The sequence below is a fragment of the Mesorhizobium sp. WSM2561 genome (genome assembly GCF_000513915.1).
Classification (GTDB): domain Bacteria; phylum Pseudomonadota; class Alphaproteobacteria; order Rhizobiales; family Rhizobiaceae; genus Mesorhizobium; species Mesorhizobium muleiense.
The window spans coordinates 159892-174238 of sequence record NZ_KI911325.1 but is presented as its reverse complement, the minus strand read 5'-3'; the positions used below and the strand labels follow the sequence as shown (position 1 = coordinate 174238).

General features: G+C 61.4%; 13 protein-coding genes. 4 read left to right on the top strand and 9 right to left on the bottom strand.

The features are described 5' to 3' along the window. Window positions 1-146: 146 nt before the first annotated feature. The 8 genes from M727_RS0135200 to M727_RS0135165 all read right to left on the bottom strand — a co-directional run bounded on the left by M727_RS0135200 (window position 147) and on the right by M727_RS0135165 (window position 9121). Window positions 147-1190, bottom strand: a complete 1044-nt coding sequence (locus M727_RS0135200) for an NAD(P)-dependent alcohol dehydrogenase (protein ID WP_027156423.1) — start codon at window positions 1188-1190, stop codon at window positions 147-149. A 38-nt stretch (window positions 1191-1228) separates the two neighbouring features. Next, window positions 1229-2860, bottom strand: a complete 1632-nt coding sequence (locus M727_RS0135195; RefSeq protein WP_027156422.1) for a molecular chaperone GroEL — start codon at window positions 2858-2860, stop codon at window positions 1229-1231. 77 nt (window positions 2861-2937) lie between these two features. Next, window positions 2938-3738, bottom strand: a complete 801-nt coding sequence (locus M727_RS38975) for an iron-sulfur cluster assembly protein (RefSeq protein ID WP_036264591.1) — start codon at window positions 3736-3738, stop codon at window positions 2938-2940. 5 nt (window positions 3739-3743) lie between these two features. Further along, window positions 3744-4766 (bottom strand): amidohydrolase family protein, encoded by a 1023-nt coding sequence (locus tag M727_RS0135185; protein WP_027156421.1) that lies wholly within the window; start codon window positions 4764-4766, stop codon window positions 3744-3746. Window positions 4767-4839: 73 nt separating this feature from the next. After that, complete coding sequence (locus M727_RS0135180; protein WP_023799649.1) at window positions 4840-5211, bottom strand: MmoB/DmpM family protein; 372 nt, start codon at window positions 5209-5211, stop codon at window positions 4840-4842. 17 nt (window positions 5212-5228) lie between these two features. Beyond that, on the bottom strand, window positions 5229-6287 hold the full coding sequence (locus M727_RS0135175; RefSeq protein WP_027156420.1) for an aromatic/alkene monooxygenase hydroxylase subunit beta: 1059 nt from the start codon (window positions 6285-6287) through the stop codon (window positions 5229-5231). Between the two features lie 50 nt (window positions 6288-6337). Then, entirely contained in the window at window positions 6338-7399 is a 1062-nt protein-coding gene (locus M727_RS0135170; RefSeq protein WP_027156419.1) for a 2Fe-2S iron-sulfur cluster binding domain-containing protein, read from the bottom strand. A 54-nt stretch (window positions 7400-7453) separates the two neighbouring features. Next, window positions 7454-9121: an aromatic/alkene/methane monooxygenase hydroxylase/oxygenase subunit alpha gene (locus M727_RS0135165; RefSeq protein WP_027156418.1), complete on the bottom strand. Its 1668-nt coding sequence runs from the start codon at window positions 9119-9121 to the stop codon at window positions 7454-7456. 568 nt (window positions 9122-9689) lie between these two features. Between M727_RS0135165 and M727_RS0135155 the strand changes: the two genes are divergently transcribed. The 4 genes from M727_RS0135155 to M727_RS42735 are packed head-to-tail and all read left to right on the top strand — an operon-like array spanning window position 9690 to window position 11838. Beyond that, entirely contained in the window at window positions 9690-10166 is a 477-nt protein-coding gene (locus M727_RS0135155) for a hypothetical protein (protein ID WP_027156416.1), read from the top strand. Further along, the gene (locus M727_RS0135150) at window positions 10163-10489 is read left to right on the top strand and encodes a hypothetical protein (RefSeq protein WP_036264587.1); all 327 of its coding nucleotides are present in this window, start codon (window positions 10163-10165) and stop codon (window positions 10487-10489) included. Before M727_RS0135155 ends, M727_RS0135150 begins: the two co-directional genes overlap by 4 nt. A 14-nt stretch (window positions 10490-10503) precedes the next feature. Further along, window positions 10504-11631 carry a WD40 repeat domain-containing protein gene (locus M727_RS0135145; protein WP_027156414.1) on the top strand — a complete coding sequence of 376 codons (1128 nt, stop codon included), beginning with the start codon at window positions 10504-10506 and terminating at the stop codon, window positions 11629-11631. Window positions 11632-11664: 33 nt separating this feature from the next. Further along, window positions 11665-11838, top strand: a complete 174-nt coding sequence (locus M727_RS42735; RefSeq protein WP_198032760.1) for a hypothetical protein — start codon at window positions 11665-11667, stop codon at window positions 11836-11838. Between the two features lie 277 nt (window positions 11839-12115). Here the strand turns inward: M727_RS42735 and M727_RS0135135 are convergent, their stop codons facing one another. Next, on the bottom strand, window positions 12116-14284 hold the full coding sequence (locus M727_RS0135135; RefSeq protein ID WP_036264583.1) for an amylo-alpha-1,6-glucosidase: 2169 nt from the start codon (window positions 14282-14284) through the stop codon (window positions 12116-12118). Between the last annotated feature and the right edge of the window lie 63 nt (window positions 14285-14347).

Here is a 14347-nt window from a genome sequence, read left to right as displayed (position 1 = left end):
CGGCATTCGCGCCACTGGCTGGGGAAAGTCATGCCAATGGTCAGCGAAATTACCACAGCAGCACCGATCTTGGTGATGGACCCTTTCTCTCCCTCTAGATGTGACCGGACACCGCACCCGTCCGCGCGAAATCCGGTCCATACATTTCAGGGCACGATGACGCCGCGGCCGGTGAACCGGCGGTTCTTGAAATCGTCGAGCGCGGTGTTGATGCTGGCAAGGTTGTATTCGGTGTAGTGCATCTTCACCTTGCCGTCGGCGTTGAGCTCCATCAGTTCGACAAGCTCGGTGAAATTGCCGACCAGGCTGCCGCCGATGTTGATCTCCTCGATGACGAGATGGGCGGTCGGCACATTGATATTGCCGCCATAGCCGACGACGAACAGTTGCCCGCCCTTGCGCACCATCTTCCAGCAGATGTTTTCGACGCCGAGCTCGCCGACGAAATCGATGACCACATGGGCGCCTCCGCCGGTGATCTGGCTGACCTCCTCGATGACGTTCGGTCCGCCATCGAGGACGAAGTCGGCGCCGAGATCCTTGGCCAGCACCTGTGCTGCCGGCTCACGATCGACGGCGATGATGCGGCAGCCCGAGATCGCGTGCAGCGATTGCAGCGCGATGTGGCCGAGCCCGCCTATGCCGAGCAGCACACAATAGCTCCCTGGTCGCAGCAGTTTGGCGGCGCGCTTGGCGGCGCGATAAGCGGTGATGCCGGCGTCGGCAAGCGGCGCCACCTCGATCGGCGTGACGTTGGCGTTCAGCTTGATCAACGAACGCTCGCTGGTGATGAAATACTCCGCGAAGCCGCCGTTCATGCCGAGGCCCGGAAATTGGCCGTTATCGCAGTACATATCCTCGCCGTGGCGGCAGTTGAGGCAGATGCCGCACGAGCGGAAGGGGTGGCAGATCACGGCGTCACCGCGCTTGACCGACCTGACGCCGCTGCCGACCTCCTCGACCCAGCCTGCATTTTCATGGCCCATGATGTAAGGCAGCAGCGTGCCCTCTGGATCCATGGTCGGCTTCCACACACCCTCGATGATGTGGAGGTCGGTGCGGCAGAGGCCGGCAGCACCTACCCGCACGATGACCTCGTCGGGAGCGGTAATGGTCGGCGCCTTGACCTCCTCGACCCTGAGCTGGACGTTCATATGCGGGTCGTATTCGTAAAGTCTGGCAGCTTTCATCGTCGTATCCTTTCAACGTCGAGATTGTTCGGATTGCTTCAGGCGCGGCCGAGCTTTTCAGAGCCGCCACCGCGAGCCGGTCCGGCCGTCGGGTCCTCGTCCTCGGCGAGATGGCCGATCAGCGTTTCGGTGGTCAGGATCAGCGTCGCGACCGAAGCTGCGTTGGCGAGTGCTGTGTAGGTGACGCGGACCGGATCAATGATCCCTGCCTCGAACATGTTCTGGTAGCTGCCGGCAGACGCGTTGTAGCCGTAGCCGCCGTTGATGCGCGTGACTTCCGCCACGACCGCTTCGGGATCGGCGCCGGCATTGACGGCTATGCGCCAGAGCGGCCGCGACAGCACCGATCGCACCAGGCGCACGCCTTCGGCGACATCGCCGTCGACGTCTGCCGCCACCTTCTCGAGCAGCGGCGCGATCTGGGCAAGCGCCGAGCCACCTCCGGCGACCACGCCCTCTTCGGATGCGGCGCGCACCGCATTCAGCGAATCCTCGATGAGCTGAATGGTTCGCTTTTGCTCGACCGGCGTGACACCGCCGGCATAGAGAATCGCGGTGCCGCCAGAAAGCTTGGCCAGGCGTTCGCGCAGCTTGTCCTGATCGATATTCGGCGGCGAAGCTTCATACTGCCGCTGCACCTGAGCGCGACGCGACGCGATTGCCGCGTGGTCGCCGCCGCCGCGGATGATCGAGGTGTAGGACGAACTGGTCTTCACCCGGTCAGCCGTTCCGAGATCGTCGGCGGTGATGTCCTCCAGCCGACCGCCGAGGTCGCGCGCGATCACCTTGCCGCCGGTGATGATCGCCAGATCCTCCATCATCGCCTTGCGCCAATGGCCATATTCCGGCGGATGGACAACGAGGTATTTTCCAGGTCCTTGCTTGCCGAGCAGCGTTACCACGACTTCCGGCGACATTTCCTCGGACACGATCAGCAGCGGCCGACCATCCTCGGCGGCAATGCGGCGAGCCGCATCCAGCGCCTCGGGCTGCTTGATCTTGAGATCGGTCATCAGGATGTACGGCCGTTCGAGAACAGCCTCCATCTTCTCCTGGTCAGTCACCATGTGATGAGAGAGATAACCGCGGTCGAAGGACATGCCCTCGACCACATCGAGCGTGGTCTCGGTGGTGACGCTGAAGTCCGTGGTGATGACGCCTTCGGCCCCCACCCGCTGGTGGGCTTCCGCCACCAGTGCGCCAAGCTTGGCATTGGTCGCCGCAATGTTAGCGACCGAGGCGAGAATGCCGTTGCCCTTAGCCGGCTTGGCCGAAGCCTTGAGCGCCGCCACCACCGCTGTCACGGCAAGGTCGATGCCCTTGCACAGATCGACGGATTTCACGCCGCGTTCATTCGCCTCCACACCGCCCTGGATGAGAGCGTTGGCGAGCACGATGGCAGTCGTGGTACCGTCGCCGGCGACCTCGTTGGTTTGCATCGACACTTCGCGAACGACCTGCGCGCCCATGTTTTCGAAACGGTCGTGCAATTCGATCTCGGAGGCGATGCTGACGCCGTCACGGGTCACCATCGGCGTGCCGATCGGCCGGTCGATCATGGCGTTCATGCCTTTGGGGCCGAGCGTCGGCTCGACGGCAGCGGCCAGCCGAAAGACGCCACGGGCGAGAGCGCGGCGGGCGTCGGAGTTGTGAAGCATTATTTTGGGCATGATTCCTCCTTCCGCCTTACGGGCGGGTTGTTGGTTAGGGGCCTCGTGCGAGGGAGGCCGTTGTTTTCGGCTCTAGTTCAGGCGGTCGGCGCGGCTCGTGCCGGCACGCGATCCATGATGAAATCGACCAGTGTCGGTTCGCCGTCGACCACATCCAGTTCCTTGTATCTGGTCTGCTTGAGCCCACGGCAAAGCGCGCCGTTGAATTCCATATTGACGCGCACACCGCGCAGTTCAGCGAGATGGGTGCCGAGTGCGGCAGTCTGTATGCGTTGCCCTTCCCAGGTCACGAAGACAGGATCATCCGCCCGGCGGCCGGGAAAACGCTCGATCAGAGCCGCCCGGTATCTCGGCTTCTGTTTGGCCGCTTCGCCCGCCTCGAGCCGCGCGACGTCGTATGCCGGCAGGTCCATGCCGAGGATTTCCCGATCCGTCAGACCATGCTGCCGAAGGCCCCGCAAAACCGCCTCCTGGCGCCGCTTGAATGCCTTCATCCTGAAGGTTTCGCGCAAGGCGCCGAGATCCTGATCCTCGGCAAGTTCAGCGAAAATATCGCCGAATGTCTTGCCGGCTGCCATGCCGCGATTGACCTCTTCCGCGAACATGTGGTCGTGCAGCTTGACGCGATAGGCCGGCGACCACGAGAGTTGGTCGAGCGCCTTGCGGACGCCGTCCAGCATCAGGAACGCGAAGTTGGGCGAGCACCAGTAGGTCGGCAGGCGGAAATCTATCTCCACGCTGCCATCGCCCGTCATCACGGCTCGCTCGACGAAGCCCATCTCGGTAATCGGTTCGTCGAGTTCGGGGTCATTGACCTCACCAAGGCACCGCCAGAGCTCCTTCTCGCGGTTGCCGGAAACGCTGGCGGCGGTTGCCATGGCCCCTACTCCGCCGCGATGCTGAAGGGCGAACTGGCGAGCGCCTTCTTCTTGGCTGCGATGTCGATGTTGTAGAGACGCGCGGCATTAAGACCGAGGATCTTCTCCTTGATCTCGTCGGTCAGCTGCACGCCGCGTTCTGCGGCGATGTCGTCGGGGATCTGGTAGGCCCAGAATTTCTCGACCAGCCAGCGTGGCGTCCAGATCGCGTAGTCGGAACCGAACAGGATTTTCTCCGGCCCGATCCAGAACAGCAGTTCGGCGATGACTTCGCCGAAATAGCGCGGGCGGGCATGGATGAAGGGCAGCGCCACCGCAAGCCCGCCATAGACGTTGGTTTCCTGCGTCGCGATCCAGCAGAAATCGTCAAGACGCGGCAGGCCGCAATGCTCGATGATCCAGTTGAGGCCCTGGAAATCCGTCGCCGCATGATCGACGTCATGCACGTCGAACGCATCCTTGCTGAGCGGCAGGATCGTCGGGCCCTTGTGGACGTGGATGTTCCTGATGCCGAGCTTGTCGCAGAGTTCGAAGCATTTGTAGGCATCGGGATCGGTGAGCTTCCAGCCCTTCGAGGCGCCGTTCCATTCGGCCGTGTACATCTTCACGCCCTTGACGTCGTAGGTCTCCTTGAGGAAATGGATGTACTCAAGCGCCTTCTCACCGTCGCGCGGATCGAAGGCGCCGTTGACGATGAAACGGTCCGGATAACGCTTGGCCACCTCGGCGTTGCGTTCGATCGTGTTGAAGCCGTTCTTGTAGAAGTCCTTGAGATAGGTCGACTGGACGATCGCCATATCGTCTGGACCGTCGATGAACAGGTCGCGATAGAGATCGTCGGCACTGTATTTCTCGAACTTGCTCTTCTCCCACAGCTGGTCCTTGGGGCTCATCCCCGTGTGATAGGCGTAGAAGCAATCGATGAACTGCTTGCCGTGAATATTCTTCTGGTTCTCCGGGCTGCCGTCCCAGAAATGGGTGTGGCCGTCGACCACGAAAATATCCTTGCCTTCCGGTGTCCTAAACATTCTTTCCTCCGCAAGATGCGTGTTGATCGGTTCGGCGTGCCGCAACCAGCCGGCACGCCTGATTTTTTGCCGGCTATTCGATGTATTCGAACATCTCGTCCATGTTGCCGAACAGGATCACGGTGTTGTCGTCGATGCGCACCATCCGCCCGTAGTGGGTGGAGCTGTTGACCTCGAACGTTTCCGCCGTCATCTCGCGGCCGAGATATTCGCTGATTTCATCCATCTTGAAGATCAGCTTGCCGGTGCCGTCGATCCGGATCATCGCCGGTTGGTAGGTTACGGTTACGTTCGGCTTCAGGCCCATGAATTCAGCGATGGCCCTGGCTTCCACGGAGTCGTTCATGGTGACGCCGCACTGATGCGAAATCGTCTGTTCGAAGGTGATGTCCTTCATCGCCCGGAAGATGTTGGATTGCGATGCGTCGCGTGCTGCAGTTGACATGACGGTTTCTCCCTGTGTCAGCGCTTGAGGCCAAGTTCGCGGAGTATCTGACCAATCCGTTCCTCGGATTTGGCACGGACATCCGCAAAGGCGACCGGCTTTGAATGCGGCATCGACCAGATCGGCTGCAGGCCGGTGGCTGCCTTGTCGGCGAGCGCGCCGTGTTTCTCGACCCAGCCCTGGAAGAGCTTCTTGTTCGCCGCGCCGTGCTTCTCGTCGTTGGCGAGCATGTGCATGAGGTCGATCGTGTTGGCGAGGTTGCGTTCGTAGTCGGCCTCGGCTGCCGAGATCACCGCAGGCGTTATGAAGTCGTGGTTGGCGGCGGCGATCTGCATCAGGAAGCCTGAGCGGAATGCTTCCCCGACCAGCGGCTCGAAGACGATGTTGATGGCGAAATACTGTTCGAGATAGTCGGTCGCGCCCATGATGGTTTCGACCGCCTCGCGGGTACCTTGCCAGTTGTTGTCCTCGAGCCAGGCCTTCTTGCCAAGTTCGTCGTCCCAGTCGGGAAGGTCCATGCCGATCTCGGCAAGGTAGAGCGTGATGTCCTGGGCAAGCCGCAGCTTGTAGGACGAGTTGGTCAGCGTCGCGTTGTTGATCATCTGGGTGTAGCCGTAACGCTGCGCCTGCATCAGCGAGGTGCCGAGCCCGAATTCGGAGTGCTTCCAGGCGCCGAGCTGCGTCTGCAGAATCTTGACCCAGGCCTTATCGAAGGTCTTGGGCGCCCCCGACTTGCGGGCGTTGTTGATGACGCTCTGCACCATCGTCTCGATTTTCGACTGGCGCTGGTAGTGCGTGCGTTCCCACTCCTGATCGGGGGCGCGAAAGGTATGCCAGTTGGAGCTCTGCGCAGCAGTGTTCTGCTTGACATAAGCGCCCTTGCCGTCGGCAAAGGAGATGATCCAGTCCTGGATCAGATAACGCTCCGGGTCAGGCTGTACGTCGACCGTCATGTCTTCGTAGTGCGTGGCGCGCTGGCCCTTCGGGTCGAAATACCGGTACTTCCGGCTGTCGGAATCGGCAAAGATCGCCGCGCCGGCGGCTCCGGATCCGACTGAACTCGAGATAGCTGGCATAGTCTTCACTCCCTTGTTGCAGTTGTGGTTGCAGTTGCGTGGCCGTCCCCTCAGTGGGTCGGCGTAGCACCTGTCGATGTGGTGAACTTGTCGAAGAAGATCCGCTCAGTCTCGAACCCGTTCATGAATAGAACCGGCTGAAGCGCATCAATCATCGGTGGCGGGCCACAGGCATGGACATCGCCCTGCCCGTCGACCGCAAGTTGCTTGAGCTTGGCGTCGACACTCTGGTGTACGAAACCGCGTTCGCCTTCCCATTCGGCGTCATCAGTCGCGTGCGACAGCACGGGAATGAAAGTGACATCCGAATGCTGGCCGATCAGCTCGGCGATCCTGTCGAGATAGAACAGGTCGTTGCGGGTCCTGGCACCGTAGAAGAAATAGACCGGACGTTTCTCGCCGCTCTTCAGATGGTCGTTGAGGATCGACCAGATCGGCGACATGCCCGAGCCGGCGCCGACCAGGACTAGGGGTCCTTGCCGTTCTTCCCGACGGAAACAGGTTCCGTAGGGTCCGACGACGGTGACTTCGGCTCCAACCTTGATTCCTCCGGAATCGAGTTCTCCAGAGAACTTTCCCTCAGGGTATTTTTTGATGATGAAGCAGAGTTTTTCGGTTTGGTCCGGCGTATTTGCCATGGAGAACGAGCGCGTAATCGTCTCCCCTTTTTCCGTGGTAACCGTGATGTCGACATATTGCCCCGCCCAGAACTTTATCGGCGAGCCGAGTTCGATCTCGATGCCGCGAATGTCGTGGGTCAGGTGCTCGATCAGAGCAATCCGGCCGTTGAACGTCTTCACGGCGATCGCTTTCGCCAAAATCTCCTCGTCGTAGTTGAGAAGCTCGACTTCCAGATCGGAGTAGGCGATGCAGCGGCACAAAAGGACGTGGCCGCTCTCCTTCTCCATGTCGTTCAGCGCGAAAGTCGAGTATTTCAGCATGTCGACTTCGCCTTCGAGCAACACGCTCTTGCAGGCCGAGCATTGCCCTTCCTTGCAGCCGTGCGGCAGGGCGATGCCCTGGCGGAAAGCGGCGTTGAGTACCGTTTCGCCATTTTCGACATCAAATTCGACGCCGACCGGGCTGAGCCTGACCGTGTGGGTTTCCGACATACGGACCTCCAGTGAAAGGAAGGGGCGGGACGAACCCGCCCCCCTTTGGCCTGATCAGTTGCAGGGGGTGATCGTGAAGCCGGCCCGGTATTCCGCCAGGTGCTTCTCACGGTCCGCGGGTGACATGGCACGCAGCGCGTTGAGCGGCGACCCGAGCTTGTTGCCGCGCACGTCGTCCAGCGTCCACATCTCCTTGTCGGCGAAGCGCATATGCGGCTGCGGGACGAGCGTCTTGCCGTCGGAGCGGACGAAGTTCAGGTCCTTGATCGCATCGGCCAGATCCCAGCCGTCATAGAGCGTCTCCCATTCGCGCTTGCCGCTGAAGCGGCCCATCGCCGGCGTCGGACGGCCCTGATATTCGTCGGCGAACGCCACGGTTGCAGTCCACTTGTCGAGTTCGTGGGCGAAGGTGTGCAACTGGCCGTCGATCTCGCCGACCACCATGTCCTCGCGGATCAGGCAGGGAACAAGGCACGACCAACAGCGATGTGGATAGACGTAGCCGACGTCGCTGTTGAACAGCAGTACCTTCTCGCCCTTGTGGCTGAGCTTGGCGTACCATTTCCAGAAGTCGCCGAATTCGGCGTACCAGCCCGGATATTTGTGCTCGAACCACTCGAAGTCCTTGTCGGTCTGGGCTTCGATGCGCCAGAAGTTGACCGGCCAGCCGACCGCGAAGAACTGTCCGACCTTGTGGACATAGTTCTTCTTGGTGATGCGTTCCCAGGCCGCCTGGACGTCGTCGTGATGGACCTTGATGCCGTATTTCTCGAGCGGCAGCATGTAGGTGCGGTAGTAATCCTCATAGATCCAGCGGTGCCACATTTCCGCGTAAGACTCCTTGTTCTTGTCGCGGTTGGTGGTGCCGTATTCGATGAACGTGCCGATGGCCGCATCGACGATCGCGTGGTTCTGCCAGAAGGCATAGCGCAGGTCGCGCTCGAGCAAGAGGTGATTTTCCGGCTCCTTGAGCGCCGCCATCAGCAGTGAGTGGCCATTACCGATATGCCGGCTCTCGTCGGACTGCACCGACAGGAAGACGGTCGGCAGCGCATAGTCGCCGTTGCGGGCGGCTTCCGAAGGCATGGCGACAAAGAGCGTGTTGGTAAAGGCGGTTTCGGCCACCACGGTCAGGTACATGCAGGCGGCAGTCATGGTGTCGCCGGTGATGAAGCCTTCAGCGAACTGCCGGCCGATGGTCGTGGCGTAGCATTTTCCGAAGGCTTCCTCGGTGATGTCGAAGCCAGCCGGATCGATGTAGTTCTCCATGTACCATTTCTTCAGGTTCATCTGGATCGTCGAGTGCCGGAACTCGTCGATCATCTGCATCGTGAAGCCGGTCCTGAGTTCCTCGCCAGGAGCGATACGGGCGACCATCGCCATCGAGCGGGCAGCCGAAATTTCCGGGAAGGGAATGATCGCCAGAAAGAGCTTCATCCACTCGACCCAGCGCGGCTCCACATTGCGGAACATGTCGCCGCGCAATGCCGCATCCAGCGCGCCGTAAACTCGGTTGTCCTTCTCTTCCTGCATCGGAAAGTACGACCGCAAAACCTGCTTCATCGGGTCGCGCGGCGTCTTGTTGATCTTGTAGTCCGTCGGAAACGTCATCGCTTCCTGGACGTAGGAAGGATTCCAGCCGAGATCGGCAATCTTCTTGGTTGCCTCGCCGACGGAAATTCCGCGTTGCGAGGTAATCTTGTTGAGCGTCAGAGACGTCATGGTCATAAGCCTCCACCAGGTTTGAGCCGCAGGTCCCTTGACCCCGGCATGGAGCGGCGCACAGCACCGCTAGTGAGAGTGCGAACGGCACGACAAAGGGTTGCGCGTTCAGGCGCGACTCATGGTCCGGCCATTCAAGTGGATCGTGGCAAAGGTTCTCGAGGCGTCTGGCAGGGACCGCGGAGCCAACCGCATATGCGATGGGCGTATCGAAGCGGACGTGACCTGCTTCCTCCGTTCCTTCGTTCTTTTGGCACCGCGTCAAAAGCGCGATGGGCTTCTTGTGGAAATGTATAAAGCAAGCGCCGTGCCAATTTGAAAATGGTGCCCGTGCCTGACGCTAAAAACAAATCGCCGCCCTTTCGGCACATGAAGAGGACGGGAACTGTAACGTTCTTTTACAGTTGTAACGTACGCATGTAATATTTAATATCTATTCGCAATTGCGACATATCAAGTTAGCATTCGCAGCAAATTTGAAAAACACACATCATCTATTTTATTCTTCTCCTTTCTCTACTATTTGAGGGCGATGGCTCACGGACGGGCCTCGCACTGGAGAAAAACCGTGGCGAACGACAAAGACAGCCGGAGGCAGCCCGAGCCAATGTCCAGCCAGGCTGATGGCGTCACCGGCGATCTTGTCAGGCTGATGCCCCGCGATCTGGTCTTTGTGATGCGCTTTATGGGCGAGAGCCAACACCGCCTCCAGAGCCACTTCCAGGACTTCATCCGGGCCGAGCTTGCCGCCGGCGGCGTCACCACGGAAACGCATCCGATGATCCATCTGTTCATCGAGAACCATGCGATCCTGTTGCGCGACTTCGTGTTTTCCGGCGTTTCGCTGTCACGGCAATTCCGCGTCGAGGAGATAGAGCGCCTTACCGGCGATACGACATCGATGATCCGCGTCGACATCTGGGATCAGCTCAAAAGCCACATCGAGACGGCCGAAAAACAATTCCATTCGCAGGCCGGCACATTGCCCAAATTGCTATCGGCTTTCGAAAAACCACCCGGACCGATGGCTGGGACCGAAAAATGATGGAGTATCCAATGGGGCAAACTACCAAGCGTGACATGTTGCTCGCCCGCCGGCTCGCTCTTGTCGCCAACGTCTCAGCGCTGACTGCCGAGGCGCTGCGGCTCAATCAGAAACGCGCCGGTATCGAGATGGAGGTGCTGCGCCTGGAACTCGAAATCGGCAGGAGCGGCGCCAGCGCGCAACTGGTGCAGGATTTGCATAAGGCGGAGGAGAGAGTCGCGGCGGTCATGCAGGAAGGCGCGAGGTGCGAGCAACGCATCGCCGCCGCGGAGGGTGAGGTCGAGGACGTCGACCGCAGCCTCGCGGCGACGGTGGGTAACTGACGAAGGGAATGGTCATGAACCAGCACGCGATACAAAACCTGACCTTGTTCGACCTGCTGGCGCGAAGCTGGCGTCGTCCGTCGGCGATCGCCGACCTGCGCTTCAGCGCCGATGGCTCGGCTGTCGCATGCACCAGCGTGGACGGAACGGTCGCCATAGCGGCGGTCGCGGACCAGGAGCCGCCGGAGTCGCGGATCAGGGTGAGCGGCGATCTCGGCCGGACGACGATCCGCCCGCGCGAGAAGCCACCGGCACCGTTGATCGCCACCGCTGCGTTGGGGGATGGAGACGTCCCGCTCGCCAGCTACCTCTCCTCCGGCTTCCTCGCTGGAACGGAGGCTGGCGAAGCGGTGCATCTGGCCGCGGACGGCAAGGTGATGGAGACGCTGGTCAAGATCGACGGGCCGGTCGTCGCCGTCGACCACAACCCCCGGACGGCCATAACAGCCGTCGCCAACCGGCAGGATGTCTTCCTGGCACGCGGCCAAGGCGATGCGGTACGACTGCGACACGATGCGACACCGTCCACGGATGCGCTTGCCTTTTCGCCAGACGGGCGGCGCCTAGCCTGCGGCCGGGATGATGGACTGTCGATCTGGGCGGTCGACGGCGATGCTACCCCGATGCGCGAGGTGTCTTTTTCGGCGCGCCCGGTGTCGATCCGCTGGAGTGGCGATGGCACATGGCTGGCCTGCGGGCTCGAAACAGGGGGCTTTGCCCTGGTCAGCATGACCGATGATCGCTGCGGCATCGTCGCGGGGTTTCCATCGCCGGTCCGGACACTGTGCTGGAGCATGCCGGAGCATGCGCTGTTTGCGTCGGGCGCCTTCCGGATCGCCGGCTGGTCGATGACCGCTCCGCCACTTGACGGCGACACCTCGGGCGCGCTGGAGACTGGCCGAGCCGGGCTGGTTCCGGTCGAGACAGTGGCTGCGCACCCGGAGAAAAAACTGATTGCGGCCGGCTATGCCAACGGCCGGATCACCATCGCCCAGATCGGCGCGCGAGACGAACTCCTCGTCAGGCCGCTGGGCAGCGCGGTGACCGCGCTTGCCTGGTCCGGCGACGGACGCCACCTAGCAGTGGGCGCAGTCGACGGCACCGCCGCGATCGTCACCTTTCCCGCGCAGATATTCAAATAGCAAAGGCAGGCCCGCATGCAAAAGGAGCACAGGATGCAAACCGAACCCACCCCCAAGGACGAGAGCAAGGACGAATTCTTCGAACGGCTCGCCAAGCTGTCGGAAGAAATGGTGGCCAAACACGGCAAGGATTTCAGTATGGGCGCATTGGTGCTTGCCGCCCGCTGGATTGCCGAAAACCGCGTCGGCCAGTTGAAGACCAACTAAACTCACGACCAATCAATGCGCTCGAAAAGCCAAAGCTCCGAAGGAGCTTCAGGCGGATTCGCCGTACAGGTTTTGCGCTGCGCTGGCTGTGTATGCCATTCCTTCAGATTGCGACTTACCCTGGTCGAGGCTCACCCAGGCGCGACTCAATCCAGCGCTCGCAAATGCAGCAGGTACCACCCTACAGTCGGTGCGCTGGCGATCGGCGCAGGTACCAGTTGCGCCGTAGTCATTGATGGCAGTGTCCATCACGGAGCGCATGGGGAGCCGGCCTGCGTTATGAGCGCACCACCAGAGGCACCAGACCCTCATGGCGGTGGTCGAGATAACACGCAACACGGTCGCCAATGCGCTCGAAGATGAGATCGACTTTCGCCTCGTCAATGGCCAGGTGGCGGATAACGATGTTGTCGATGCCGATCGGCAGCCGCGGGCGTTCGACGGTGATCTCGCGCTTCCAGCCGTCAACCCGGATGCCCAGGCAAGCCTGCAGCATCATGAAAGCGGAGCCAGCCGACCAGGCTTGCGGCAGGCAGGCGACCGGGTAGGCCACCGGTGAATCGCTGGCCGCACGCGTAAAGCCGCAGAACAGCTCTGGCAGCCGCATGTTGAAACGGACCGCCGCCTCGAACATACCGCTCATCAGCTTCACGACGCTGTCGCGTTCGTGATAGCGGGCGAGCCCGGAGGCGCAGAGCGCGGTGTCGTGCGGCCAGATCGAGCCATTATGATATGACATCGGGTTGAATGGGATCTCGTCGTCGGCCAGTGTGCGAACGCCCCAGCCACTATGAAGATGAGCAGAGAGCAACTGGCTGGCAAGTGCCTGCGCCCGTTCCGCCGACGGCAGCCCGACATAAAGCAGGTGACCGGCGTTGGACGTGCGGACCGCGCATTGCTTGCCTTCTCCGTCGATCGCCAAAGCATAGAAATCGCGGTCCGGCATCCAGAAATGCGTCTCGACCGCCTGACGGATCCTCTCTGCCAGGGCGCTCCAGTGCGCCGCCTTGGCGTCGTCGCCGCGCCTGACGGCCAGCGCCGCCATCCCTTGATATGCGGCGAAGGCATAACCTTGCACCTCGACCAATGCGATCGGCCCTTTGGGGATGGTGCCGTCGGCATGGAAGACGGCATCGGAACTGTCCTTCCAACCTTGGTTGAACAGACCTGTGTCGGCCGCCCTGTTGTAGGTTACGAAGCCTTCCCCGTTGCGGGCTCCGACCTCTTCCATCCAGGCAGTGGCAGCGCCCAGCGAGTCCCACATGCGATCCACAAACGCCTCGTCTCCGGTGCGATCGGCGTAGGACGAAGCCAGGTAGACATAGAGTGGCGTGGTGTCGACGCCGCCATAGTAGCGGCCGAACGGCAGCTCGCGCAGCACGGCCATTTCTCCCTTGCGGGTTTCATGCATGATTTTGCCGGGTTCGGCATCATCGAACACAGAGGTGTCGGTCGACTGATAGTGGGCAAGATAGGCCAGTACCCCACGGGCAAGCTCGGGATTGAGCCAGAGCATCTGCAAGGCGGAAATGACGCCATCGCGGCCGAAAGCCGTCGAAAACCACGGGATGCCGGCATAGGGGTATGGCCCCGTCTCCAGATCCGTCGTCAGCAGCGCGATGTCGGCGCGCGTGCGTGTCAGCCAGTCATTGAACACGCGGCCGGAGCTGAATACGGTGGCGCCCTGCCGGCGCTTTGAGCGCATGGCAAAGCGGGCGCGCGCGGCGGCCGCGCGGAAGCGATCACTGGAGGGGACAGCTTCGCTGTGACCGACCTCGAGGTACAGTGCCCTGCTGTCACGCCTTGCCACGAGAATGAGGAAATCGGCGTGGTTGGGATGCAGCTGATCGGGCTTGAACGAGAATGCGATGACCGATTGACGGGCCACATTGTCGAGGCCTTCATACCGGAAGGTGACGCTCGCCGCACCGACCAGCGCGTCATGGGCGCGACCACGGCGGCTGCGCGTGGTGCCGCGCACCTCGAACATGTCACGGAAATCGGCGTCGAAGTCGAGCCGAACCGGCAAGACCACCTCGCGCGCGGAGTAGTTGGTGAAGGTGATGCGTTCGAACATGCGGTCCTGCCAGATGAACCGCGTCCGGTCGATGTGGACGACGCCCGGCAACGCTTCGCTGCCATTCGGCCCGATAGTGGCCAGATTGGTGAGATTGGCGGTAAACAGGATGTTGTCTTGCGACAGCGAGGCGCCGAGCAGCGACAGCATCCGGCCGCCGATGAACAGACGGAAGCGCGACAGTACACGCGTGTCGTCGCGGAAAAGCCCGTCGCCGGTGCCGCGTATGTCGCCGTAGCTGTCTGAGACGACGAAGCAGTCCTCGTGCTTCAGCGCAAATTGCCGATGCGGCTCGCGCGGCGCCATCTCGTCGATCGCCGGGAGCGCCACGGCTGGATCAAGCTTGCGGTCTTCCAGTTGACTGGTCATGGTCAACCTCTCCTGTTCAGAAGCGGCCAAGTGGCTCAGGCGCTGATCCCTGCCGGCTAACGC

What these genes read in the sequence shown, in the direction of transcription:
- M727_RS0135200 (WP_027156423.1), bottom strand. Translation starts at nt 1,190, where the DNA reads ATGAAAGCTGCCAGACTTTACGAATACGACCCGCATATGAACGTCCAG.
- M727_RS0135165 (WP_027156418.1), bottom strand. Translation starts at nt 9,121, where the DNA reads ATGACGTCTCTGACGCTCAACAAGATTACCTCGCAACGCGGAATTTCC.
- M727_RS42735 (WP_198032760.1), top strand. Translation starts at nt 11,665, where the DNA reads ATGCAAACCGAACCCACCCCCAAGGACGAGAGCAAGGACGAATTCTTC.
- M727_RS0135145 (WP_027156414.1), top strand. Translation starts at nt 10,504, where the DNA reads ATGAACCAGCACGCGATACAAAACCTGACCTTGTTCGACCTGCTGGCG.
- M727_RS0135175 (WP_027156420.1), bottom strand. Translation starts at nt 6,287, where the DNA reads ATGCCAGCTATCTCGAGTTCAGTCGGATCCGGAGCCGCCGGCGCGGCG.
- M727_RS0135185 (WP_027156421.1), bottom strand. Translation starts at nt 4,766, where the DNA reads ATGTTTAGGACACCGGAAGGCAAGGATATTTTCGTGGTCGACGGCCAC.
- M727_RS0135150 (WP_036264587.1), top strand. Translation starts at nt 10,163, where the DNA reads ATGATGGAGTATCCAATGGGGCAAACTACCAAGCGTGACATGTTGCTC.
- M727_RS0135170 (WP_027156419.1), bottom strand. Translation starts at nt 7,399, where the DNA reads ATGTCGGAAACCCACACGGTCAGGCTCAGCCCGGTCGGCGTCGAATTT.
- M727_RS0135195 (WP_027156422.1), bottom strand. Translation starts at nt 2,860, where the DNA reads ATGCCCAAAATAATGCTTCACAACTCCGACGCCCGCCGCGCTCTCGCC.
- M727_RS0135180 (WP_023799649.1), bottom strand. Translation starts at nt 5,211, where the DNA reads ATGTCAACTGCAGCACGCGACGCATCGCAATCCAACATCTTCCGGGCG.
- M727_RS38975 (WP_036264591.1), bottom strand. Translation starts at nt 3,738, where the DNA reads ATGGCAACCGCCGCCAGCGTTTCCGGCAACCGCGAGAAGGAGCTCTGG.
- M727_RS0135135 (WP_036264583.1), bottom strand. Translation starts at nt 14,284, where the DNA reads ATGACCAGTCAACTGGAAGACCGCAAGCTTGATCCAGCCGTGGCGCTC.